Source organism: Collimonas humicola, from assembly GCF_018304945.1.
Taxonomy (GTDB): domain Bacteria; phylum Pseudomonadota; class Gammaproteobacteria; order Burkholderiales; family Burkholderiaceae_D; genus Collimonas; species Collimonas humicola.
The window spans coordinates 402856-425644 of the sequence record NZ_JAGQEE010000004.1 but is presented as its reverse complement, the minus strand read 5'-3'; the positions used below and the strand labels follow the sequence as shown (position 1 = coordinate 425644).

The following is a 22789-nucleotide window of genomic DNA, read 5'->3' as shown; positions in this document are numbered from 1 at the left end:
ACTAATTGCCCGTGAGGCTTGTCCCTATAACCTTAGCAGGTTATATGATGAGCTTTTATTGTTTGCCAAGATTCGTAAGAATCGTTTGGACATTCATACCCAACCGGGTTCACTCACCCTAGTGAACCCGGTATAAAAAACTACTTCTTCTAGATTGCGTTGGTCGTTGCTCCTACTGGAGAACGCACAGCGGTTACAAGTTATGCCTGATGACCATAGCGAGTTGGTACCACCCCTTCCCATCCCGAACAGGACCGTGAAACGACTTTGCGCCGATGATAGTGCTGCAACCAGTGTGAAAGTAGGTCATCGTCAGGCTTTTATTAAAAAACCCTCTAAGCTTACCGCTTAGAGGGTTTTTGCTTTGCGCGAACAGTTTGCAAATGACGAAAATCGACACGCCTAAGCCAATCCCCTCTGAAAGCCACTGGAATTCACCGCTGCAAAGCGCGCTTCAACGCGCTAAATAGCGGCTCAAACGCTAAACCTAACCAACGGCATGGGAGTGCGGCCTGAGTCCACCCGGAATTTCGCGATTATCCAGTCCGCCTGCCTCCAGCCAGAGACGGGTTTCGGCTGCCGCCCGGTCGATCAGCAAGCCGCACTGGCTATAGTCGTATGGTGAAACGTCCAACGGACATAAGGGCGTGACCACGGCAATCGCGGCATGCGATGCCCAGCGCTCCAGATCCGATACCAGCTGCCGCGCCACTAGCAGGTTGAGTGCACTCATGGCATGTTCAAGCGCTCCCTTCGGCGGACGCCGTTCGGCGCAGGTAAATCCAGTGCTCAGCACGATGACACGCGTGGCGCCCAAACGGATTGCGGTGGAAATGGGGGTATTGTTTGCGACACCGCCATCGATCAGCATGTTGCCATCCAGCTCAACCGGTGGAAATACCCCAGGGATCGCCGTGCTGGCAAGTACCGCGTCCACTGCAGAGCCGGATGAAATCACCACTTCATTACCAGTTTTCATCTCGGTGGCGACCACATGCACAGGGAGATCGGCATCTTCCAGCTTGCGGTTGCCATAGTGTTCGTACAGCAGCTCACGCAATTTTCCCGAACTGACCAGGTGCGTACCGCGCCCGCGAAAGGCCCCCAGCAAGGAAACAAATGACCATGGCAAGATCTGTTCGCGACGGATGCCGCGCCACAGGAATTCGAGGCGCAGCGAGCCGGCAGAATGCGGCTGATAGGCGAAGAACACGCTGTTGATGGCACCGGCAGAGGCGCCGACCAGGAAATCCGGGCGCACTCCGGAAGCGATAAGCTCGCGCAACATGCCGGCTTCAATGGCGCCAAGACTGCCGCCGCCGGCGAATACAAATGCGGTCTTTTCCATAAGGTAACCCGTGAATAGCCATAGGCTGCTGCATGGCGATCTGTATAGGCTACTCCTGCAGGTCTTACTTCGCCAGCAGCTAGTCCCGTGGATTGCGATAAAATGGACGAATCCATCGCAGAAAAAATCTGAAAATACATATGTCAGCAGCAAGTGCGCCGCTTATCACACTGATCCAGGCGGTTGAAACCGATTTTGAAGAACTGGTGGCCTTGCGCATCGCCGCCATGCGCGAGAGCCTGGAACGCATCGGCCGCTTTGATCCTGTGCGCGCGAGGGAACGGTTCCGCTCAGGTTTTTCCGCCAATGACACAAGGCATATCAGCGCTGATGGCCAGAGGCTGGGTTTTGTGGTCGTCAAACCTGGCCAGGATCAATTGCTGCTGGATCATCTCTATATTCGTCCCGGACATCAGGGGCAGGGCATCGGAGCCGCTGTGCTGGCCCAGATCTTTAAAGAAGCCGATGCCCTGGCATTACCTCTGCGCGTAGGCGCTCTGAGAGGAAGCGACGCCAACCGTTTCTATCAGCGCCATGGTTTTGAATTGCTCGCCGAAGAGGAGTGGGACATCTACTATCTTCGTCCCGCGCGCTGACCAGACCCGGCGCGACAGCCATCGAAGATCATCCCCGACGTAAGCCGTCAATACAACAACTACCGATTTAAGCCGGCAAACAGTTCCGCAGTCATGAGCGCGTAACAATGCGCTGGCAAGATGTAAACGTTTACATCGCGGGTTGCATCGTGCGTCCATCCATCAAGCAAGTTGCTCTAGAAGCCGGCGTGTCCATCGCCACCGTATCGCGTCTGCTGAACCAGCCGGACTCAGTCAGCGTCGATACCGCCAGCAAGGTCAATCAGGCCATCGAGGTGCTCGGCTTCCGGCCGAATTTCAATGGGCGCAATCTGCGCGCCGGCCGTTCGCACACGGTTGGCGTGGTGGTGCCGACCTTGTCCAACACGGTGTTTGCGCAGTGCCTGCAGGGTATCGAGACGGCGGCGCGCCAGCGCGATTATTCGGTCATGTTCACCGCCACCGAATACCGCCAGCAGGACGAGGCCGCTGCGGTGGAACTGCTGCTGGCCCACCGCGTCGATGGCGTCATCCTGACTGTCGCCGATGCCGAAGCCAGCACCACGCTGGATGTGCTTGAGTGTGAACAGATACCGTATCTGCTGGTGTATAACCAGCCGCAACGGAGCGCGCGGCCGTCGGTGTCAGTCGATAACTACGCCGCCGCCTATGACGCTGTCAGTCACTTGATCAAGCTTGGCCATCGCCGCATCCAGATGCTGGCGGGCCAGTTCCACGCTTCCGACCGCGCCCTGCAGCGCTATCACGGCTACCTGCAGGCGATGCAGCAGCACGGCCTGGCGCCGCTGGCACCGATCGAAGTGGCGCGTCACACCTACGCCTCGCTCGCGCTCGAATGCCTGCAGGCATTCCGCGACCCCACGCAACGGCCGAGCGCCTTGTTTTGTTCCAATGACTTGCTGGCCCTGAGCGTCATGCGCGACTTGCGCGCACTCGGCTTGCGCGTGCCGGACGATATCTCAGTGATGGGCTTCGACGGCATTCCGCTGGGCGAGCTGATGGATCCGATGCTAAGCAGCGTCGAACAACCGTCCGAGCAGATCGGCGAACTGGCGTTGCGTTCGCTGGTGACGGCAATCGAAGAACAGCAGGGCGGCCATCCGCCTGCCGCGTCGCACATATTGCCGCATACCGTCCGCATCGGCGCGTCGGTCAAACCGTTCACCATTCCCAGCTAATCCCGTTAACATAGAAAGGAAGCAGCATGCGCTTAGCACGTGTTTTCCATGCCATGATCGCCGCCGCCGGACTGGCCGCCTCGCTCCATGCCGGCGCCCAGAATGCGATTTGCTACAACTGTCCGCCGGAATGGGCGGACTGGGCAACGCAGATCAAGGCCATCAAGGACAAGACCGGCATCACGGTGCCGCCCGATAACAAGAACAGTGGCCAGTCGCTGTCGCAGATCATCGCCGAGCAGGCTAGTCCGGTGGCCGATTTCACCTACGTCGGCGTGACCTTCGGCATAGAAGCGAAAAAGAAGCAGGTGAGCGCGCCTTACAAGCCGGCCGGCTGGAACGAGATTCCTAACGAGCTCAAGGATCCGGACGGCTACTGGTTCACCATCCATTCCGGCACCATGGGACTGATGGTGAACGTCGATGCGCTCAAGGGCAAGCCGGTGCCGCGCTCCTGGCAGGACTTGCTGAAGCCGGAATACAAAGGCTTGATCGGCTACCTCGACCCGGCCAGCGCCTTCGTCGGCTATGTCGGCGCGGTGGCGATCAATCAGGCATTGGGCGGCACGCTGGACAACTTCACGCCGGGCATCACCTATTTCAAGGCGCTTCAAAAGAACCAGCCTATCGTCCCCAAGCAGACCTCGTATGCGCGCCTGCTGTCGGGTGAGATCCCGATTCTGTTCGGCTATGATTTCGATGCCTACCGCGCCAAATTCAAGGATAAAGCCAATGTCGCTTTCGTTATCCCCAGCGAAGGAACCCTGACTGTGCCTTACGTTGTCAGCCTGGTTAAAAATGGCCCGAATCCGGCCAACGCCAAGAAGGTGCTGGATTTCCTCCTATCCAATGAGGGCCAGGCGATCTGGGCCAATGCCTATCTGCGGCCGGTGCGCGCTTCCGCGATTTCCAAGGAAGCTCAGTCGCACTTCCTGCCGGCGACGGAATATGCGCGTGCCAAGTCGATAGACTACGGCAAGATGGCAGAGGCCCAGCGCGCATTCAGCGAACGCTATCAGGCAGAAGTGCGGTGACAATCAAGCTGTCGAAGCGGCGTTCGCGGCGCCATCTAACCCTGCTATTTGCCTTGCCCGGCATGACGCTGTTCCTGGCTTTCTGGCTGCTGCCGATGCTGCGCCTGGCGGCAGTCGGCGCCAGCGGTCCGACCGGCATTGCGGCGTATTTTGCAGTGGTTACCAATCACCATTACTTGATGAGCCTGCTCTCGACGCTGCTGCTGTCGGCGGCGGTGACCCTGGCGGCCTTGCTGATTTCAGCGCTGGTCGGCCTGTTCTTGCAACGCAACCGATTCGCCGGCAAAGCCCTGCTGCTCGCCATGCTGACCTTTCCGCTGGCTTTTCCCGGCGTGGTGGTCGGCTTCATGGTGATCATGCTGGCCGGGCGTCAGGGCTTGATCGGCGTCGTCAGCAACTGGCTGTTCGGCGATGCCTGGGTATTTGCCTATTCGCTCGGCGGACTGTTCCTCGGCTATCTGTATTTTTCGATTCCGCGCGTCATCCTGACGATCATCGCTGCCGCGGAAAAGTTTGATCCTGCGCTGGAAGAGGCGGCCCGTTCGCTGGGCGCGAATCCCCTGCAGGTATTCGCCAACGTCGTGCTGCCGGCCCTGGCGCCGGCATTGATCTCATCCGGTGCGATCTGCTTTGCCACCAGCGTCGGCGCTTTCGGCACGGCTTTTACACTGGCCACCAATATCGATGTGCTGCCGATGGCGATCTATAACGAATTCACCAGCTACGCCAACTTTGCGATGGCGGCAGCATTGTCGATTGTGCTGGGAGCGATGACCTGGCTGGTGCTGGCGCTGGCGCGTTCCTGGTCAGGCAATGCCGCCGGCGCTGCGGCTTAGAAGGGGGAGAAGGTGCAGCAATCATTTCGCTTCTATCTCCAGCTCGGATTCACCCTGCTGGTATGCGCTTTCCTGATCGTCCCCATCATCTTGTCGATGCTGGCAGGGATCACGGATAATTTTTTCATCGGCTGGTCCAGCGGTTTTACCATGCGCTGGGTAGTGCAAGTCTGGGATACCTACCAGGCAACCATCTGGCGTTCGATAGCAATCGCATTGGCCTGCGTGGCAGTCACTACAGTGGTTGGCGTGCCGCTGGCGTATATGCTGGCGCGCCACAACGGCGGCAACAGCCGCCTGGCGCGCGCCATCGAAGAATTGCTGATGATGCCGGTCGCCGTGCCAGGCCTGGCTACCGCGCTGGCGCTGATCATGGCCTACGGCCAGTATCGTGAATTTCGCGGCAGCCTGCTGTTTATCCTGGTTGGCCATGTACTGTTCACTCTGCCATTCATGGTGCGCCCGGTGCTGGCAGTGATGCAGTCAGCGCAATTGCCGGTGCTGGAAGAAGCCGCGGCCAGCCTCGGCGCCGGCCTGGCGCAGCGTTTTTTCGGCATCGTGATTCCTAATGTATTTTCCGGCATCCTGGCCGGCGCGCTGATGGTGGTAACCTTGTCGATAGGCGAATTCAATATCACCTGGATGCTGCATACGCCGCTCACCATGACGCTGCCGGTGGGGCTGGCCGACAGCTATGCCTCGATGCGGCTGGAAGTCGGTTCCGCCTATACGCTGATTTTCTTCCTGATGATCATCCCGCTGCTGGTCGCCATGCAATGGGTGACACACGCCACACGCTCAAGAGTCCGCTTATGAAGAATGCCGTTTCCATCAAATTGATCCAGTGCGCAAAGACCTTCGCCAACGGCGCGCAGGCGCTGCAGCCGATAGAACTGGAAATCCATCCCGGTGAAACCGTGGTGCTGCTGGGTCCGTCCGGCTGCGGAAAAACCACCACTCTGCGTCTGATCGCCGGCCTGGAATTTCCCGATGCCGGCGGCCAGGTTCTGTTCGGCGGCGAAGACGTTACCGCTTTGCCGATAGAAAAGCGCGGCGTCGGCATGGTGTTTCAGAATTACGCCTTGTTCCCGAACATGACGGTCGGCGAAAACATCGCCTACGGCTTGAAGATCCGCAAGATGCCTGCGGCCCAGCGCGTGGAAAAAATCGACGCCTTGCTTGACATGGTGCATTTGCAAGGATTAGGACAGCGCCGCATCGACCAATTGTCGGGCGGCCAGAAGCAGCGGGTCGCCCTGGCCCGTGCGCTGGCAGTCGAACCCAAGGTACTGCTGCTCGACGAGCCGCTGACGGCGCTCGACGCCAAGCTGCGCGAAACGTTGCGCGTCGATCTCAACCAGCTGCTGCGCAAGCTTGGCATCACCGCGATCTATGTGACGCACGACCAGAGCGAGGCGATGGCGCTGGGCGACCGCGTGGTGGTGATGGAGCGCGGCAGGATCGCGCAGATCGGCAGCCCGCAGGATATCTATTACCGCCCCGCCAGCCATTTTGTCGCTGATTTCATCGGCACCATGAACCGCGTGAGCGGCGTCGCCAGCGACGGCCAGCTGCGCTTTGGCGGCGGCCGGCTGCCATGCAATACTACGTCCGCCGGGCTGCGGGCGACACTGATGTTCCGGCCGGAAGATGTCGAGGTTGTTGCCGCTGACATGGATGCTGCCAACATGCAGGGAGAAATTCTATCGACCTTCTTCCTGGGGGACCGCACCCGCCTGCTGGTCGATGTCGGCGCCGAGCAGGCGGTGGTGGTCGACACGGGGCGAGGCGCATCCTGGCAAGTGGGTGAACACATCGCGCTGCGCGTGCATGAGCACGCCTTGTTGCATTTCCAGGATGAGGCGGCAGCATGATTCTTTGCCAGATATCCGATTTGCACATCAAGGCGCAGGGCAAGAAATCTTATCGCATCGTCGATACCGCGGAGAGCCTGCGGCGCTGCATCGCGCAGGTGAACGAGCTCAGGCAGCGGCCCGACGCCGTGGTGATTACCGGCGATCTGGTGGATTTCGGTCTGCCGGAGGAATATGCATTCCTGCGCCAGCTGCTGCAAGCGCTGGAGCTGCCGTATTACCTGATCCCCGGCAACCACGATGAACGCAGTGCTTTGCGGGCGGCCTTCCCCGAACATTTATATCTTCAGCAAAGCCGGGACAGAATAGAGTACGTGATCGACGATCATGCGCTGCGCATCGTGGCGCTGGATACGGTCATTCCGCATTCCAGCGGCGGCGCACTGGCCGCCGATAGTTTGCTCTGGCTGGATCAGGTGCTGGCGGCGCAGCCGCACAAGCCGACCGTCATCGTCATGCACCATCCGCCGTTTCATACCGGCATCGGCCACATGGATAAAATCGGATTGGCCCAGCCGCAGGCATTGGCCGCCGTGGTGCAGCGCCATCCGCAGGTGGAGAGGATCTTGTGCGGCCACCTGCATCGCGCCATCCAGGTGCGTTTCGGCGGCAGCATCGCCTCGACCTGTCCCGGCGTCGCCCATCAGGTAGCGCTGGATCTGAGCCCGCAGGCAGAGTCCCGCTTCGTGATGGAACCGCCGGCGTTCCAGCTGCATCTGTGGGATGCGGCGCACGGCTTGATCAGCCACACTGCCTATGTCGGAGAGTTTGACGGGCCGTATCCGTTCTATGACGGCGATGACCTGATCGATTAAGCCATCCTCTAGCGCAGGATCAGTTTCAGCGCCGGCTTTTCGCCGTAATCGTCGTAGCGCTCGTTGATCGCAGCAATGCAGAATTCCAGCTCTTCGATAATTTCGGCGGCGCGCTGGCGCAGTTTATCGCTGTGCAGCACTTCAATGTTCAGCACCTCGTTTTCCTTGAGGCGGAATTTGCTCATGCCGTCCTCGTCGCGCAGATAGCTCAGGCAATCGATCCAGGCATTCATATTGCGGCCGTAGAATTCGGGGAAGCCGAACGCCTTGGCCGATTCGCTATGGAAGCTGTCCCAGCCGGTGATGATTTCGCCATTCAGGCTTGCGGTTGGCATGTCGGTTCTCCTGCATATCAAGTGTCATGCCACGAACTTACCACATCTTTGGCGGCCGATCGCGCCACGGCGGCGCCGGCGGAATCAATAAGATCAGGACTCAGAAATGGAAAAAGGGGTTCCGCCGACGGAACCCCTTTTCATTCGCCGCAGGCAGCAGCTTTGCTTATTCGATCCCGCTACGCAATACGCTGTCAGGCAAGGGCGCCTTGAACCAGCGCTGGGCATTGACGTTGAGCATGCCGTTTTTCTTGATGTTGGTCAGCATCGCGTTGATCTTGTTCAGCAGGGCGGTTTCGTTTTTGTTAACGCCAATGAAGCATGGCGAATCTTTCAACACGATCTTCAGCTGAGTGCCTTCCGCCTGTTCCTTGGTAAAGGCGGAAATCAGCACGTTACCGGCAGCCAGCAGCTTGGACTCGCCTTGCAGATAGGATTTTTCCGCCTCCTTGCTGGTGGCGAAGCGTTTGACGATGGCGGAGGGCGGTGCAATCTTGGTCAGTTCGACATCTTCGATCGAATCCTTGAGCACGGCGATAGTCTTGCCGGACAGAGCGGCGGCATTTTTTACGTCCAGGCTGGGAGCGCCGAACACACCCAGGTAAAACGGCGCGTATGCCTGTGAAAAGTCGATCTGCTTCAGGCGTTCCGGATTTTTACCGAGACTGGAAATCACCAGGTCGACATGATGGTTCAGCAGCGAAGGAATGCGGTCCGCGCTGGCCAGCGGCACCATGTCGAGCTTGACTCCCAGCTCCAGCGAAATCATCTTGGCGATCGAGATATCGAATCCTTCCAGCGACTTGTACTGGCCTTCCGCGCCGAACGGCGGCGTATCTTTTGGCACCGCGACGCGAATCGCGCGCCGGCTCTGGATATCGTCCATCGCATCTGCGCGGCTCTCCTTGGCGGGAATCAAGCCCCCTGCGATGGCAATGAAATAGACAAAAATGCATGCAACAACACCGGCGTAACGCTTCACAAGAAGACTCCCAGAATGAATTGAATGTAGTTCATGTCCATCCACGATAACAATGGCAGAGACATTGCTGCGATGCCCAGCAGCACCGGATTCTATGTCCGAGTGGAAAGTTTGTATACGGAATAATCGAGGAGGGATGACAGCTGTTGCGCGCCGCCCACTTTGACCGGGAGCAGGCTTTTGCAAATGCTTTGGACCGTGGGATCGGCACCTGTCACGTCAAGCACCAATAAAAAAGACCACCCGTCGGGTTAATGCCGTTCAGTTAAGGTCTCTTTTCAGGACCCGAACGGAGTAACGTTGAGGTAGCGCTTTGACGACCCGGTCGCAATGTCGACCGGGTCGGTCTTCGTTCAGCAGGGCGATTAATCGTTGCCGCAAGCGTTGCAACAGAGCCGGCAACTTGCCATATGAGCGAGTTACTGCGGCCCAGTGCAGTTCGTACTGGATGACGTGAAAGGCACGCACGAAGCTAATTTCAGTCGGTTCACATTTCACGGCTAGCGCCGTTTTTGCCATTTCCAGTCTGATTAAGTTGTACGCGGTCAGTGTTCCCCATATTTCCTGGTAGACGCCTTCTACCGTTTTGCTGCGCAGCGTCAGAGTCTTGCCCAGCATAGTCTGCTTCAATTCCCGATAGCTCGTTTCAATTTGCCAACGTCGTTCATAGCACGCAGTAATGTCGACGGCTTTGTAACGCTTACGATCGAACAATGATGTAAGCAGAATCTGTTTGCGCGCAGATGGATCGATTACGGTAATGGCTCGTACCTGCCAGAATTCGGGCAGTTCAGGACATTTGCGACGCGCCTGCGGCGATATGCGCATCTGGATTAATGCGTCGCCAGCGCTTTCCTCTAGCACTTCCCATTTCGTGTTGGCTTTGGCTGGAATGATGAAGTGGCGATTGTTGCCCCGGCCAGTTAAGTTGCATAAGATTTCCGCCGACAAAAAGCCTTTGTCAAAGGCCGTGAGGGAATCGTCGGGAATAGAGGACACCAGTTCTTTGGCATACTGCATTTCGTGCGTACCGTAGGGACCAAAGGCAGCACTACGAATCAGGTGCGTCGAGACATCCGTTAGCGTGACCCCGCGTATCTGAGGATAGCTCGACACGGCACAGGCGTAGCGTTGGGCGCCGAAATGCTGGCGGTGTTCTGGCGTATCAACCGTTTTTAAGGTTGTGCCGTCCATGGCGAACAACCTCAAGCCCTTGAATTGGTAGTGTTTGTTGTCCTGATCGCACCACGCGCGGGCGGATAACTCAAACAGCGCTTGCAACGGCGCCGCCCCAAGTCGCTGGCGTGCTTGCGCGACCGCACTCTTGCTGACGAACGGAGCTTGGACATCTGGCAGGGCCAGATCCAAATCGTCGATGACTTCGCTGATGGATTGATGCCGATACGGCGCCAAGGCAACTACCAACCAGACCACCTGCTCGGCTGGGAGCCGACGGTGCCGGATGCTCGCCTTGCCAGTGTAATTGATTGCCTTCTCTATCCACTCATATGGTAAATGTTGCCCCAGGCGCTCCCAGTTGGGTGCCTCCTGAGTTTCAGCCATAAAATGGATCGCGTCATCAAGCATGCACGCAGGTTAACAGCCTCCAATTGCGTTTACAACACTTAAAAACAAAAATGCCGTTCAGTCTTAACTGAACGGCATTAGGGTCATTGCCCCTGCGTATTTGGCTACATCCATCGTGAGAACTCAAGATTAGTCTATTAGATTAGTAGGAAGATCTACCTGGGATCCGAACAAGTCAAACGCGGCATTATTGTACCAAATGCGTAGTTGATTTCGTTCCTCTCGAGATGTCGTTGCGACCAGACGTTCCCAAAACTGAATGAAATGGTGGCGTTGTTCGCGTACTGCGAGGAGGAAATCGCCAAGTCTTGTCGGCATATCAGCAGTAGCATCACGAATTTTTTTATCCCAGTCAGACTTGGGGTTTTCACACTCTGAGATCACCCCCGACACGGACAGGTCTTCGAAAAACATCGCAATTTTCGAAATAAGCTCTCTTGGCATTCCGGATTTCGATGCAGAATCCAAGTCCGAAACAAGCATCTGAGTCAGAATCTCCAGTAATGAAATGTCACTCATTTCCTGAGATTCCAGCACCGTTTCACTTGCCACTTGCCGCAAGAAATCAATGTCCTTTCCCAACATTTTGGATTCAGTAGCTGCAACGAAAAAATCGTCGAAGGTTCGCCGAAGTCTCTCTTCAGTGAAAGAGACTTCCCAGTAATCGGATTCCCCTGCTAGCAGGTCGAGAACAATTGAACGACAGCGCTGCTGCATCGAACGCCGAACGTCTTCAGCCGACTGCAGCCCCCAGAGGTGCCATTTCCCAAAAAACCAGTCGGTGCTCAGCAACATAGCTATTTTGTCAGTGATCGGGTTCATTTTACTGGTAGCGCGGGGTGTGTTGGAATTGGTGCTTTTAATAAATCCCAGGCGTATGGTGGAACCTGACATTTTGCTGCTAACGCTTCTTTAATCGCACGGCCTAGCCAAGTTTTTGCGTCGCGTGCTGCAGACTGGTGTCCGTCCCAACTCCCGGTACCCTTTGGCAGCGATGGGGACGGCACACTCCGAGCAATATTGTATTGGTTGTATCGGTCCACGTAAAGGTCAGCAAGCCGCTTTTCAACCGCGGCCATAGCTCTGTAAACTTCAGCAATTTTTGCCTTACATTTATCTTCATCATCGGAATGACACGCTAGATACGTAGAAACACCAGCACCGAAAGCACCAGCGGCGACAGCTGTAACTGGCGCAGTAGCTGTAGCTACGGCAGTAGCAGCCGGTGCCAGGTATGCTCCGGTTTCATCCCAGAACAATCCAGTCGTGTCAGTTCTGGCTGCCGGATTCCCCCCGACATAGCCATAGGTATTTATCCCACCACTCAGCCCAACTGGATCAGACTGCACATAGCGCCCCAACTGCGGGTCATAGTCCCGGTTGATATTGTAGAAATTGTTGGTCTCTTTGTCATACAGCTGCCCCGGGAAACGCTGGTTGTAGGTGAAGGTACCCAGGCTGTTCGGGTTCTCGTCCGGCGGTTGCAATCCAAACGGATCCGTACTGTCCCAACGCCACACCATCTGGTTATCCGTCGCCTGCGTAATCACCCGTGGCGTGTTGATGTGGTCGGCGTAAACGTAATAGACGTTGGTCGCGATGGTCTGGCTTGTTCCGGTTCCTGTTACGGTTTGCTTCAGTACTACCACCGGTAAGTCACCCAAATATACCGTCTCTTCAATGACCTGCTGATTAGCATCGTACTCGCCGATAAGGTGTCCCGCGTCGTCATACACATAGCTGTTGCTGCCCGTGGCAATGATGCTGGTCGGCCCTTGCTTTTGTACTCGCTCCTCAATGCCATTGTGGGTGTACGTGACAGTATTGCCACCGTTAGTCGCACTGACCATTCTTCCACGATCGCTATAGATATAGCTGATGGTGCCGTCACTGGTCAGATTGCCTGCCGCGTCATAGGTGTTGCTCTTGGCCGGTGTTGGTCCAGTCGTGGCCGTCAGCTGATTGCTGTTCGCGGCAATCGTATTGGCGTAGCTGCCGCTGCCGAACGTCGCCTGAGTCCGATTGCCGTTCTGGTCGTACTGGAAACTCTGGTTGCTGGTACTGCTGCTGCCCGTGACGCTGTTGAGCCGGTCCAGGTTGTCATAGCCGTAGCTTTGATTGAAGTTGGTGGGCGCGTTGTTGCCGGTACCCATACCGCTGTGGCTGCTGGCGGTGATACGGCTAGCCGCATCGTAGCTGATGGTCCGGTTGGTGCCGTTGCTCAGGGCATTGCCCAGTGGGTAGCTGGTGACACGACCGTCCAGATCAATGCCCCTGGCATAGGTGTTCGTGCTGGTACTGCTGCTATTACCCCAGGTCCAGGCATTCACAGGACCAAAGGCTTGGTAGCCGATACCGGTGAGTAAGGGGGGGCTGATGCCGGTATTGGTGCCGCCACCGGTGGTATTGGTCGGATTCAGGGTGAGACTGTTGACTCGTCCTGCAGCGTCATAGCCGTAGTTGATCCGGTTGCCGCTGGGGTAAGTCGTGCTGATCAATTTACCGGTGGTAGTGCCGCTGCTGCCATAGGCGTAGCTGATCGTGCTGCTAGTGCCTGTGCTGCTCAGTGTTTGCACCTTGGTCAGCAAGCGCCCAAAGCCGTCATAGGCATAGGTGGTCTGGCCGGAGCCGTCGATCATCCGGGTCAGGTGACCCTTGGCGTTCGGAGCGCCGCTGGTACCACCGTCGTATTCGAACTGGGTGGGAGTGCCGCTGGCATAGCTGATCTGGGTAAGACGGTTGAGGGCATCGTAGCTATAGCTGGTGGTCTTGCCACGGGCATCGGTACGGGTCTTCAGGTTGCCGGCGGCATCATAGGTTTTACTCGTACTGCCGGTATCGGGACTGGTGAGCGCGTTCTGGTTACCCAGGCCATCGACGGTATAGCTGGTTACCAGATTTCTCGGATCGGTGACGGTGCTGAGCTGGTCCTGGCCGTCATAGGTAAAACTGACGGTGGGGCTGGCGCCGCCTGCGACTGGGACCGGTTGTACCTGCTGGATCAAGCGCCCTAGCGGATCGTAGCTTTGGGTCGTGATGTTCCCCAGGGGATCGGTGATCTTGGTCCGATTGCCCATGGCATCGTATTCATAGCTGGTGGTCGTGTTCTGGACCGCTTGCGCCAGTGCTGCCGTGCCATTCACGCCGCCCAGCAGCGGGCTGTAGGCCAGCGTGAACAGTACCGCACTGACCAGGGTCTTGATACCCGCTTGTTTCCCCATTAAACGCCCTCTCATTGCACTGCTCCCGTGATTTGTTGTATGCGATTCAAGGCATCTACGACGCGACTGGTCTGACGCGCCAAGGCGCCGCTTGGATCTTTGACTTGTTCACTGATCCGGTTACCCATGTTGTCCAGGGTATAGGCGATGCTGTTGCCGAGACTGTCGGCGATGTTGGTCAGGCGATGGGCGGGGTCGTAGGTGTAGCTGACCGTGGAGGCATTGGGCAGTGTGACCAGTGTCAACTGGCCGACGCCGTCGTAGCCATAGGTGGTGGTTTCAACCGTACCGCCAGAGGTCACCGTCTTGCCGGTCAGCCAGCCGCGTGGGCTGTAGGTCAAGGCAGTCGTCGCGCCATTGGCATCCGTCATTGCAAGCAGTCGGCCGTTAGCATCGTACTGAGTAAACGATGTCACTTGGCCGGCGGCATTGGTGACCGTCGCCAGATCGCCGACATAATGATTTGGCGGCAAAGCGGTATCGGTGGATGGGTAATAGGTGTAAGTTGTCGTGTGCTGCAACGAATCGGTGCTGGTGAGTATTTGGCCAGCGCTATTGTAAGTGTAGGAAGAAACCTGTGGCACGCCTGTGACGGACGGTGATAATCCTTTGGTGCCAGTGGCATCGGTGGTTGCCTGCATGGTTCTGGTCAACAGATTACCCAAATCATCATAAGTGAACGTGGTGATGCGCTTGGGTTCGGCAAGCTTGACCGGCAAGCGATAGGTCGCGTGCCATGCAGTGCTGATGGTGCGGGCCTGTGCAGTATCGGAGCTCTCCGTTCGTTTGGTTTCCAGATTGCGGGTCAGATCGTAGGTATAGGTGGTGACATTGCCATTGAAGTCAGTAAGGGAGGTCACGTTACCATTCGCATCGCGCTCCACGGTTTTATTTACGATGTCGGCGGTGCCAAGTTTGGGTTGCGTTATGCCCGTAAGTCTATTCACCCCCAGCACGTTCGAATATTTGTAGCTGCGCGTGGTACCCAGAGGATCAGTAACGGTTGTATTCATCTCCACCAAATAATCTAGGTAAGAGAAGCTGTACTTGTCCACATTCGCCTGATGTTCTGTGCTGATCGCCAACCCGTTGCATTGATATTTGAATATGGCGAAGCGCACATTGTTTTCATCTGTAATGCCGGTTAAGCGACGCGGTAGATTATTTGAAGCACCCTCGCAAGGAACGCCATTGTTAATATTGGCTGCTTCATTGTACAAATATTGCCGCACTTTCCCATCTGGATAGGTGACACTGATCAAATCACCGGGAGAATTCACATCGTAGCTGTATCGATACGTACCGCCCATGGGATCTGTCATTAAAACCATATGACCGATGGCATCGTAAGTAAAATTAAGTTGGCGTCCAGACTGATCCGTCATCTGAATCAGAAAACCAGGTGATGGTGCTACGGAAGCGAGAGTCGCTGTCGTTGAATAGATATAGGTGATTTTATTGGTGCCGCCAAGCGCTGTCTTGCTTTGTAACTGGCCTGCCGAGTTATAAATTTCCGTATCGCCGTTGCTGCGCTGGAGTACCCATTCGGAACCGCCCGATGCGCCGATGCGTGTGGTCACGATATCATTGACATCGGCCTTGCCAACGATCTTTCCTGAGCTACTATCGAAGAATAAGATTCGCCCTTTTTCTGATAACAATGAGTAGCTTTTATCGCCGTTTCCAACATACGGAAAACACGAAGGCCAATGACGAGCAATGCTCGGCGTTTCTCCAGAACTGGAGGTTGTGCCGCTTTGGACAATGATGTCGCCAGGCTCACATTTTCCATTGAAAGTCAGATTCGATGAATTGTCGATCCAGATATTGTTCAATGGAGAACTGAACATCCCATTCGTACTTCTATATATTCGTCGAAATGTGAGCGCACCGTTTGCGCTTAGATAATCGGTTTCAATCTGAAACTTTTCTCCGGTGCCGGGATGGATCGGATTGCCTAGTCCGTCGCAATCATCGCAAGCTTCGGAAAAAGGTAAAGTTGCCTCGCAATATGCCTGAGCATTGGAAGGGGAAATATCTACCTGTTTCAGGCTATAAGTGCGATTACCTGTCGGGCAACTAGGGTACCCAGCTATCCATATCGCACTATAGTCATCGTACGTATTGCAGTGTTCCCCCGCGGCATCGCAAAGATCTCTTTCGGAACTATAGTTGTCAACAACTCCATTCGTCATGTGGTTGCCGAACTGTTTGAGGCCATTGATGCGATAACACGAACTCTCCGTGCATTGATCATAATGGTTCTTTAAGTCTGCAAACACCGCATCGGGACTGTCACTAACATCGGGGGAAGAATAGGGTGCGATAGGTAGTAGAGGATTGCTGGTAATGGCACCCGTAAATAATATGAGAGGTTTGACGCGAACAATGCGTTGTTGTGGTAAATCTTGCGCGTTTGCGGTGAGTGTCGCGCATAAAAATAAGCCGAAAATTATTTTCAAGACCGATCTCAAGTAGCTGTTTTTGGATTGACGAAAGTGCATCAGGTTTTCCGTGAAAGTCATTTCATTTCTGAGAAGTTTATACGGCTAATGGGTGAGAAAATTTGCAGCTGGTTTCATTCTCACGCTCTTGCACCGGTGAGTTTCGTTCAAAAAAGAACGCTGAAATCGCCATATTCCCCCGCTCGTCTAGCAATAAATGCCGAATGACATCAACAGCGCCGACGTCGATGGCATTGCGCCGTTATTGTTTAAATTCTTTTTACGCAACTAAGAAACTGTGCCAGAACTACCGACAAGATCGGCAACTTCGAGCCATCTAGGTTTGCAGATGTGTTACGTTCTATTTACATTAAGTTACATACGGCAACGCAAATGTATTACGGGAAAGCAATTTCGGCAATCCAGAACTCACTGTTTATTGAGGTGCACATTTATTGGCAACGAAATAACAACACTTTGCACTATTTCTGCTGCGCAATGCTGGAAAAATTATCTAATATGAAATATTGAATGAAGAGGCGCGTCAATGCACCAGAAGAGGCCGATCGCAGGGACTTGTGCTGTGGGGGGGGCAGTTCAGAAAATAAAATGCTGTCATTATGTTGTCATTCTGGAGCCCACTTAGCCCCAAAATTCCCCCAAATAATGACAGCACTATATTTCTAAGATATTGACTTAAAACGATATATTGGTGGAGGCGGCGGGAATCGAACCCGCGTCCGCAAGTCCTCTACAGACAGTTCTACATACTTAGTGCTGTCATTTGATTTAACCCAGCCGACGCGGACGCACACGCTTCGTTCAGGCGAGTCACCTAAATTTAACTTTTAACCAAGTAACCCGGCTAAAAGCGATTCCCTGTAAATGACTCTACTGCTGTTTTACCAGCCCACCCCAGGGACGAGATGGTGTAGAGCTAACCGGTTATTAAGCGGCTAGTGCGTACGAGTTATCGTTTGCAGTTAGATCTATTCCGATTGTATTTACGAGGTAGTCGGTCCTCGGTATGCCCTGCGCTGCTTTGTAACCCACGTCGAAACCAGGTCGCCCCCAAGCAGACGCCTATTGTAGCGCACTTGGGGCTTTCCTGTCAGCGGCTTGCCAGGATTGAAAGTTGCCTGCCGCAGCCTTATTTCAGGGAGAAATCGACGCGGTTCGGCGCACCCTTGTCCTTGATGCCGTCGGCGGTCAGCTTTGGCGCGATCAGGAAGATCCGCTCCAGCGGGATCTTGCCCTTGGTTTCCAGATATGTGCGCACCGCTTCGGCGCGGCGGGTGGCCAGGGCGCTGAGGGCATCCTGGGTAATCGGCGTGTTAGCGACGATCAACTTTTCCATCTCCGCTGTCGGCAGCGATTTGGCGAAGCCGATGGCGTTGCGCGGCTTGTCGAACTTGCCGGCGCTGTACACCTTGCCCATGTATTTGTCCTTGTCGGCGTCGGTCAGGGTGACGTCGTCTGATTGCGTATCTTCGCTCTGGTCGACCGAATCCTTCTGTTTCAGCCGTTTCAGCTGGCGATTGAGGACTTGCTGGCGCACGCCGTCGGTATCGGTCTTCGGATCGACGCGGCCGATCAGGTCCAGTTTCAGCGCCGGGCGGTCATTGAGCGCCTTGGCGATGGTGTCCAGCTTGCCTTGGGTGGCGGCGCTGAGGGTGGCCGAGCCGGGAGCAAATTCCGCGTAGCCGAGGTCATCGCCGCCGCCTCCGCCGAAGGCCGAACTGATCAGTGCGAACGGCGAAGTCACCGCCTTGACGATCAGGTTGACGAAGATGCGGACGATGATGCCGCCTATCGAAAACTGCGGATCCGACAAGGTGCCGGAAATCGGCAGGTTGATGTTGATCTGGCCGTTACGGTCTTTCAGCAGGGCCACTGCCAGCAGCACCGGCAGCTTGGTGGCGGTCGGGCTGTCGATCTTGTCGCCGAAGGTAAGCTGGTCGATGCGTACATTGTTCTCCGCCACCAGCTTGTCGTTTTCGATGTGGTAGTTGACGTCCATCGACAGCTTGCCTTTTTCGATGGCGTAGCCGGCGTACTTCGCTGCATACGGCGTCAGGCGCGGCAGTTCGACGCCGTTGGCGCTAGCCTTGATGTCGAGGAACATCGGCTTGAACAGGGGATTGAGCGAGCCGGAAATGGCGACTGGGGCATCGTTGTCGATCTTGCCGTTGAGGTCAATCGGCGCAGGCGCTGGCTTGTCAGAAGCAATCGCGCCGACAGTGCCGTTCATGCCGGTCATGTTGGCGGTGTAGTTCGGCTTGACGAAGTTGTCGGTGTAGTTGACGTTGCCGCCCTTGATGACTACCTGGCCGATCTTGATCACAGGTGCATTCTCTTTAGGCGGCGCGACGGCGATGGGGGCGACGGTGGTGGTGCCTTCGGCAGTCTGCTTGGTGACTTTTTGCGTCCCCTGGCCCATGCCTTCGCCTGCCTCGGCCGAAGTCAGGGATGGCTTCGGCGCGTCGGCCGGAGCGTTTTTCGAGACCACGATATCTTGCAGGTTCAGCTTGGCCGATTCGGACAGGATGATGCGCGCGTAGAAGTCGCTCAGGGCGATTTTGGCCAGCGTGACGTTCTGGCGCGGACCGCCGATATTCGCATTGATGCCGCTGACTTCCAGCATTTTCCACTTCAGGAAATCCGCCGAATTTTCCTTGTCCAGCACGCGGAAATTAGCCAGGCGCAGATTGCCGTTATAGCCGGTCGTCATTTCCTGGCGGCCGCCAGGCAGCGCCAGCGACAGCTTGCCTTTGCTGCTCGCCAGGCCCGAGCTCAGCGTTACGTTCAGGTAGTCGGTGAAGTAGGGCTGCAGCGCCGGCACCGGCAGGTTTTGCGCATCGATGTCGAGCGCCACCGATTTCATCTGGGCGGCGACACTGCCGTCGATGGCCAGTTTGCCGCTCTTGTTGAGCTGGGTGCGCAGGGCGACCTTGATCGGCTTGTCGAGCTTGCTGGAGACATTCTCCGCGCTCAGGTTGAGGCCGTCGGCACGCAGCTTGACTGCCGGCTTCACGGCATTGTCGAGATAGGCGACGCTGCTGTCGGTGACGGAAAACTGGCTCAGATTGGCGACCCACTCCGGTCCGCTTGGCTTGGCCGGGGCGCTCTTGTCGTTCTTGTTCGTCGCGCCGGCGGGCGCAATGAATTGCTGCAGGTTGAGTTTGCCTTGGGCGTCGCGGCGGACGTCGCCATTGATGCCGGCCAGGCGTAATGCGGCAGCGTTGAAGGTATGCGCCTGGGTATCCAGGCTGGCGTTTTCCAGGCTGATTTTTTTGGCCGCGATGCTGCCGCCGGCGCTGCTTTTAGCCGCAACCTTGAGGTCATCCACAGCAATGCCCAACTGATGCAACTGGATACGGCTGCCATCAATGGCAAGCAAGGTGTCCAGCGACAGCTGGCCGGACAAGACCGCCGCCAGCGAGCGGTTGACATAGGGCTGGTACGCTGCCAGCGACAAGGCCTTGATGCTGGCCTTGCCGGCGACGATTGCCTTGGCCGGCGTGATCTGGCCGATGAACTGGATGTGCTGGTCGCTATCAGTGCCGGTGGAGAGCGTCACGGTGGCCGGCTTGGCGTCGGCCGCCATCGACAGCCGGGATGCCTCCAGGACGACGTTCTTGACTTGCAGGTCCAGCGCCGGCGATGCATTGACAGCGTCCTTCCAGTTCACTATGCCGTCGTGGATGCTGAGTTTGGCCAGGCTCATCGGCGGCTGCGCAGCGGCGGTCTTCTTCGGCGCATCCTTGACGATTTCCTGCTTGGCAGCCGGCGTGCTCAAGGCGGCCCAGTTGAGGCTGCCGTTGGCGTTCAGGTTGACCCAGACTTCCGGCTTCTGGATGTCGATGCGGTCGAGTGCGGCGGCGGCGGTAAGGACATTCAGCTTGCCGATCTGGGCGCTGACGGTTTGCGCTTTCAGCAGAGGCGCCGCATTTTTGTCGGCCAGCGCCAGATCGGCCAGCTGCAGCCAGCCGGAGAGCAGCACTTCGGGCTTGTCCTTGTTGCGCACGAAGTTCAGGTCGAGCTTGGTGGACAGCTTGGCGCTCTGGATCGCCAGCGGCAGCGCGACCGGGGAAAAGGCGACATAGCTGGCGACATCCAGCTGGTCGATATCGATCGCCAGCGAGGTTTCCTGGCTGCCGGAAAACGGCTTGGCGCGACCCTTGAGGTCGAACGGCGTGCCGTTGATCTTGGCCGACACGTGCGGCTGGACGAAGGTGTCCACCTTGCTCGGAAAATTGGAGACGTAAGGCAGGCCGATATTCAGCGCTTCGATGTCGACCAGTTTGCCGGTCACCTTATCGTCGAACTTGATCGAGCCGTTTTGCAGCTGAATATTCGAGACCGAAAACAAGGCCGGCTTGTCGCTCTTGGGCATCGCCAGGATACGGTCGATCACATCCGAAAAATTGTAGCGGCCGATGCCGTCGGCGCTGGTGCGTACGATATGCAGCTTGGGATTGATCAGCTGGGCTTCATTGAGCACCGGTGCCAGGCGGAACAGCGAAGCCGAGGAAGCGTTCACCAGCAGCGTGCCGGCGGAAAAGGCAGGGGTGGTCTTATCGGGTTCGTACAGTGTGAAATCGGTGGCTGTGAGCGTGAGCGTGAACGGATTGAAAGCGATCTTGCCGACGCTGGCCTTGCGTCCGATCTGGGCTTCGACTTGCTGTTCAACCAGGTGCTTGGCGACCGGCGGCACCGCCAGCCAGCTGATCAGCGCCAGCACTAGCAAGACGGCAACGGTAATGCCGGTCCAACGGATGGCGCGTGGAAGCCAGGAGGGGCGAGGGAGGTTTGCCATTTTTTATTCCTTATGGGCAATCATGTCAACAATATACCGCCAGACAGTCTTGCTCGCTATTTTATTAAAGTCTTTGAAACTGCCTATGGCAAGCCGCCATGCAGTCGATCCGGCGCCGGTCCAGCCCCGGCCATCAAGCTGCGCAGGCGTATGACCGGCTTTTCGCAAAAAAGTTACTGCTGTGGCAGCAAAGCCAGCAATTGCAGCGGCGTATCGATCAGGGCGTCGGCTTGCCAGCTGCCCGGCTCGCTTTCGCCGCAATAACCCCATGCGGCGGCGACGGTGGCCATGCCAGCGGCGCGGCCGGCCTGGATATCGCGCAGATCGTCGCCGACATACCAGCACTCCTGCGGCTGAAGATTGAGGCGCCGCGCAGCTTCCAGCAATGGTTCAGGATGCGGTTTCGAATGCGCGGTGGTGTCGCCGGAAATGACGCAGTCGGCATCCGCCAGGCCGATCTGCGCTACCAGCGGATCGGTGAATACGGCCGCCTTGTTGGTGACCACGCCCCAGCCCAACTGGCGCTGGCGCAGTTCTTTCAAGAGAGCAGGAATGCCGTCGAACAGGGTGCTGTCGACCGCCAGCGCGGCCGCGTAGTGGGCCAGGAAACCCACGCGCAATTCCTCATAGTCCGGGTCGCCCGGCTTCAAACCGAAGGCGGCGCCTATCATGCCGCGCGCGCCGGCTGACGTATGCGGACGCAATTGCTCGTAAGGCGTGCTGCTCAAGCCGCGGTCATTGCGCAAGCGGTTGAGCGCCCCTGCCAGATCCGGTGCGGTGTCGGCAAGCGTGCCGTCAAGGTCAAACAGGATGGCGCGCGGGATTGGCAGGGGCATGATCGGTTCCTAGAGTGCGTGAAAATGGCAGATGGCATACAGCGCATGCACTATATAGCCACGCCGGTCAGGGCTGGATTGCAGAATGACTGGTTCAGGCGTGCCTGGTGCACGCCATCAGATAATTGACGCTGGTGTCTTGGTTGAGCGAATAGATTCGCGTCAGCGGGTTATAGCTCATGCCGCGCATGACATCGACGCTCAGGCCGGCATTGCGGGCAAACTGCGCCAGTTCGGCAGGCGTGATGAACTTGGCGTAGTCGTGCGTGCCTTTAGGCAGCATGCGCAACAGGTATTCGGCCGCCAGCACCGCTTGCAGGTAGGCTTTCGGATTGCGGTTGAGGGTCGAGAAAAACACTTGCCCGCCCGGTTTCGCCAGCGCTGCGCAAGCCCGCACGATGGATGCCGGATCCGGCACATGTTCCAGCATCTCCATGCAGGTCACCACATCGAACTGTCCGGCTTCGCGGCTGGCCATGTCTTCCGCGGCGATCTTTTCGTAGCGGACCTGGATGCCCGATTCCAGGCTATGCAGGTCGGCTACCTTCAATGCCTTGTCCGACAGGTCGATGCCGGTGACGGTTGCACCTTTGCGCGCCATCGATTCGGCCAGGATGCCGCCGCCGCAGCCGATGTCCAGCACCTTCTTGCCAGCCAGCGAGGCGCGCGAATTGATCCATTCCAGGCGCAGCGGGTTGATTTCATGCAACGGACGGAATTCCGACTCAGGATCCCACCAACGGTGGGCCAGGTCGCTGAATTTTTTGAGTTCTGATGGGTCTGCGTTCATAGGTTGAATCATAGCTGGAAGTCGGGTGTTGCGGTTTGTTGTCCGATTAAAAACATGTCGTAGGGCGGGCACGGATGCTCACTCTACGACATGT

At 56.8% G+C, this 22789-nt stretch carries 17 protein-coding genes, 1 rRNA gene and 1 other RNA gene; 8 read left to right on the top strand and 11 right to left on the bottom strand.

What is annotated here, in order from left to right:
• Positions 1-205: 205 nt before the first annotated feature.
• Positions 206-318, top strand: a 5S ribosomal RNA gene (gene rrf, locus KHU30_RS15855).
• 169 nt (positions 319-487) lie between these two features.
• Here rrf and KHU30_RS15850 read toward each other — a convergent pair.
• The gene (locus tag KHU30_RS15850) at positions 488-1348 is read right to left on the bottom strand and encodes a patatin-like phospholipase family protein (RefSeq protein WP_211443579.1); all 861 of its coding nucleotides are present in this window, start codon (positions 1346-1348) and stop codon (positions 488-490) included.
• Between the two features lie 140 nt (positions 1349-1488).
• Here KHU30_RS15850 and KHU30_RS15845 point away from each other — a divergent pair, with 140 nt between their 5' ends.
• The 7 genes from KHU30_RS15845 to KHU30_RS15815 all read left to right on the top strand — a co-directional run bounded on the left by KHU30_RS15845 (position 1489) and on the right by KHU30_RS15815 (position 7681).
• Positions 1489-1944: a GNAT family N-acetyltransferase gene (locus tag KHU30_RS15845; protein ID WP_211443578.1), complete on the top strand. Its 456-nt coding sequence runs from the start codon at positions 1489-1491 to the stop codon at positions 1942-1944.
• Between the two features lie 149 nt (positions 1945-2093).
• Positions 2094-3122, top strand: coding sequence for a LacI family DNA-binding transcriptional regulator (locus KHU30_RS15840; RefSeq protein WP_211443577.1), 1029 nt, complete (start codon positions 2094-2096; stop codon positions 3120-3122).
• A 26-nt stretch (positions 3123-3148) separates the two neighbouring features.
• A complete protein-coding gene (locus KHU30_RS15835; RefSeq protein WP_211443576.1) occupies positions 3149-4156 on the top strand; it encodes an ABC transporter substrate-binding protein in 1008 nt (335 codons plus the stop codon).
• 62 nt (positions 4157-4218) lie between these two features.
• Complete coding sequence (locus KHU30_RS15830; protein WP_211443608.1) at positions 4219-4992, top strand: ABC transporter permease; 774 nt, start codon at positions 4219-4221, stop codon at positions 4990-4992.
• Between the two features lie 12 nt (positions 4993-5004).
• Positions 5005-5808: an ABC transporter permease gene (locus KHU30_RS15825; RefSeq protein ID WP_211443575.1), complete on the top strand. Its 804-nt coding sequence runs from the start codon at positions 5005-5007 to the stop codon at positions 5806-5808.
• A complete protein-coding gene (locus tag KHU30_RS15820) occupies positions 5805-6866 on the top strand; it encodes an ABC transporter ATP-binding protein (protein WP_230427405.1) in 1062 nt (353 codons plus the stop codon). The genes KHU30_RS15825 and KHU30_RS15820 overlap by 4 nt, the downstream gene beginning before the upstream one ends.
• Complete coding sequence (locus KHU30_RS15815) at positions 6863-7681, top strand: phosphodiesterase (protein WP_211443573.1); 819 nt, start codon at positions 6863-6865, stop codon at positions 7679-7681. Before KHU30_RS15820 ends, KHU30_RS15815 begins: the two co-directional genes overlap by 4 nt.
• An 8-nt stretch (positions 7682-7689) precedes the next feature.
• Here the strand turns inward: KHU30_RS15815 and KHU30_RS15810 are convergent, their stop codons facing one another.
• The 10 genes from KHU30_RS15810 to ubiG all read right to left on the bottom strand — a co-directional run bounded on the left by KHU30_RS15810 (position 7690) and on the right by ubiG (position 22695).
• Complete coding sequence (locus tag KHU30_RS15810; protein WP_211443572.1) at positions 7690-8016, bottom strand: barstar family protein; 327 nt, start codon at positions 8014-8016, stop codon at positions 7690-7692.
• 166 nt (positions 8017-8182) lie between these two features.
• Positions 8183-8998 carry a transporter substrate-binding domain-containing protein gene (locus KHU30_RS15805; RefSeq protein WP_211443571.1) on the bottom strand — a complete coding sequence of 272 codons (816 nt, stop codon included), beginning with the start codon at positions 8996-8998 and terminating at the stop codon, positions 8183-8185.
• Positions 8999-9259: 261 nt separating this feature from the next.
• Positions 9260-10585, bottom strand: a complete 1326-nt coding sequence (locus tag KHU30_RS15800) for an IS4 family transposase (protein ID WP_211443570.1) — start codon at positions 10583-10585, stop codon at positions 9260-9262.
• Between the two features lie 129 nt (positions 10586-10714).
• Complete coding sequence (locus tag KHU30_RS15795; RefSeq protein WP_211443569.1) at positions 10715-11407, bottom strand: hypothetical protein; 693 nt, start codon at positions 11405-11407, stop codon at positions 10715-10717.
• A complete protein-coding gene (locus tag KHU30_RS15790) occupies positions 11404-13821 on the bottom strand; it encodes an RHS repeat protein (protein ID WP_211443568.1) in 2418 nt (805 codons plus the stop codon). Before KHU30_RS15790 ends, KHU30_RS15795 begins: the two co-directional genes overlap by 4 nt.
• On the bottom strand, positions 13818-16331 hold the full coding sequence (locus tag KHU30_RS15785) for an RHS repeat protein (protein WP_211443567.1): 2514 nt from the start codon (positions 16329-16331) through the stop codon (positions 13818-13820). The genes KHU30_RS15790 and KHU30_RS15785 overlap by 4 nt, the downstream gene beginning before the upstream one ends.
• Positions 16332-16960: 629 nt before the next feature.
• Positions 16961-17323, bottom strand: a transfer-messenger RNA (tmRNA) gene (gene ssrA / locus KHU30_RS15780).
• 77 nt (positions 17324-17400) lie between these two features.
• On the bottom strand, positions 17401-21069 hold the full coding sequence (locus KHU30_RS15775) for a DUF748 domain-containing protein (protein WP_211443566.1): 3669 nt from the start codon (positions 21067-21069) through the stop codon (positions 17401-17403).
• 173 nt (positions 21070-21242) lie between these two features.
• A complete protein-coding gene (locus KHU30_RS15770) occupies positions 21243-21905 on the bottom strand; it encodes an HAD family hydrolase (RefSeq protein ID WP_211443565.1) in 663 nt (220 codons plus the stop codon).
• 94 nt (positions 21906-21999) lie between these two features.
• Positions 22000-22695, bottom strand: a complete 696-nt coding sequence (gene ubiG / locus KHU30_RS15765) for a bifunctional 2-polyprenyl-6-hydroxyphenol methylase/3-demethylubiquinol 3-O-methyltransferase UbiG (RefSeq protein ID WP_211443564.1) — start codon at positions 22693-22695, stop codon at positions 22000-22002.
• Between the last annotated feature and the right edge of the window lie 94 nt (positions 22696-22789).

What these genes read in the sequence shown, in the direction of transcription:
- KHU30_RS15850 (WP_211443579.1), bottom strand. Translation starts at nt 1,348, where the DNA reads ATGGAAAAGACCGCATTTGTATTCGCCGGCGGCGGCAGTCTTGGCGCC.
- KHU30_RS15845 (WP_211443578.1), top strand. Translation starts at nt 1,489, where the DNA reads ATGTCAGCAGCAAGTGCGCCGCTTATCACACTGATCCAGGCGGTTGAA.
- KHU30_RS15835 (WP_211443576.1), top strand. Translation starts at nt 3,149, where the DNA reads ATGCGCTTAGCACGTGTTTTCCATGCCATGATCGCCGCCGCCGGACTG.
- KHU30_RS15830 (WP_211443608.1), top strand. Translation starts at nt 4,219, where the DNA reads ATGACGCTGTTCCTGGCTTTCTGGCTGCTGCCGATGCTGCGCCTGGCG.
- KHU30_RS15820 (WP_230427405.1), top strand. Translation starts at nt 5,805, where the DNA reads ATGAAGAATGCCGTTTCCATCAAATTGATCCAGTGCGCAAAGACCTTC.
- KHU30_RS15815 (WP_211443573.1), top strand. Translation starts at nt 6,863, where the DNA reads ATGATTCTTTGCCAGATATCCGATTTGCACATCAAGGCGCAGGGCAAG.
- KHU30_RS15810 (WP_211443572.1), bottom strand. Translation starts at nt 8,016, where the DNA reads ATGCCAACCGCAAGCCTGAATGGCGAAATCATCACCGGCTGGGACAGC.
- KHU30_RS15800 (WP_211443570.1), bottom strand. Translation starts at nt 10,585, where the DNA reads ATGCTTGATGACGCGATCCATTTTATGGCTGAAACTCAGGAGGCACCC.
- KHU30_RS15795 (WP_211443569.1), bottom strand. Translation starts at nt 11,407, where the DNA reads ATGAACCCGATCACTGACAAAATAGCTATGTTGCTGAGCACCGACTGG.
- KHU30_RS15790 (WP_211443568.1), bottom strand. Translation starts at nt 13,821, where the DNA reads ATGAGAGGGCGTTTAATGGGGAAACAAGCGGGTATCAAGACCCTGGTC.
- KHU30_RS15785 (WP_211443567.1), bottom strand. Translation starts at nt 16,331, where the DNA reads ATGACTTTCACGGAAAACCTGATGCACTTTCGTCAATCCAAAAACAGC.
- KHU30_RS15775 (WP_211443566.1), bottom strand. Translation starts at nt 21,069, where the DNA reads ATGGCAAACCTCCCTCGCCCCTCCTGGCTTCCACGCGCCATCCGTTGG.
- KHU30_RS15770 (WP_211443565.1), bottom strand. Translation starts at nt 21,905, where the DNA reads ATGCCCCTGCCAATCCCGCGCGCCATCCTGTTTGACCTTGACGGCACG.
- ubiG (WP_211443564.1), bottom strand. Translation starts at nt 22,695, where the DNA reads ATGAACGCAGACCCATCAGAACTCAAAAAATTCAGCGACCTGGCCCAC.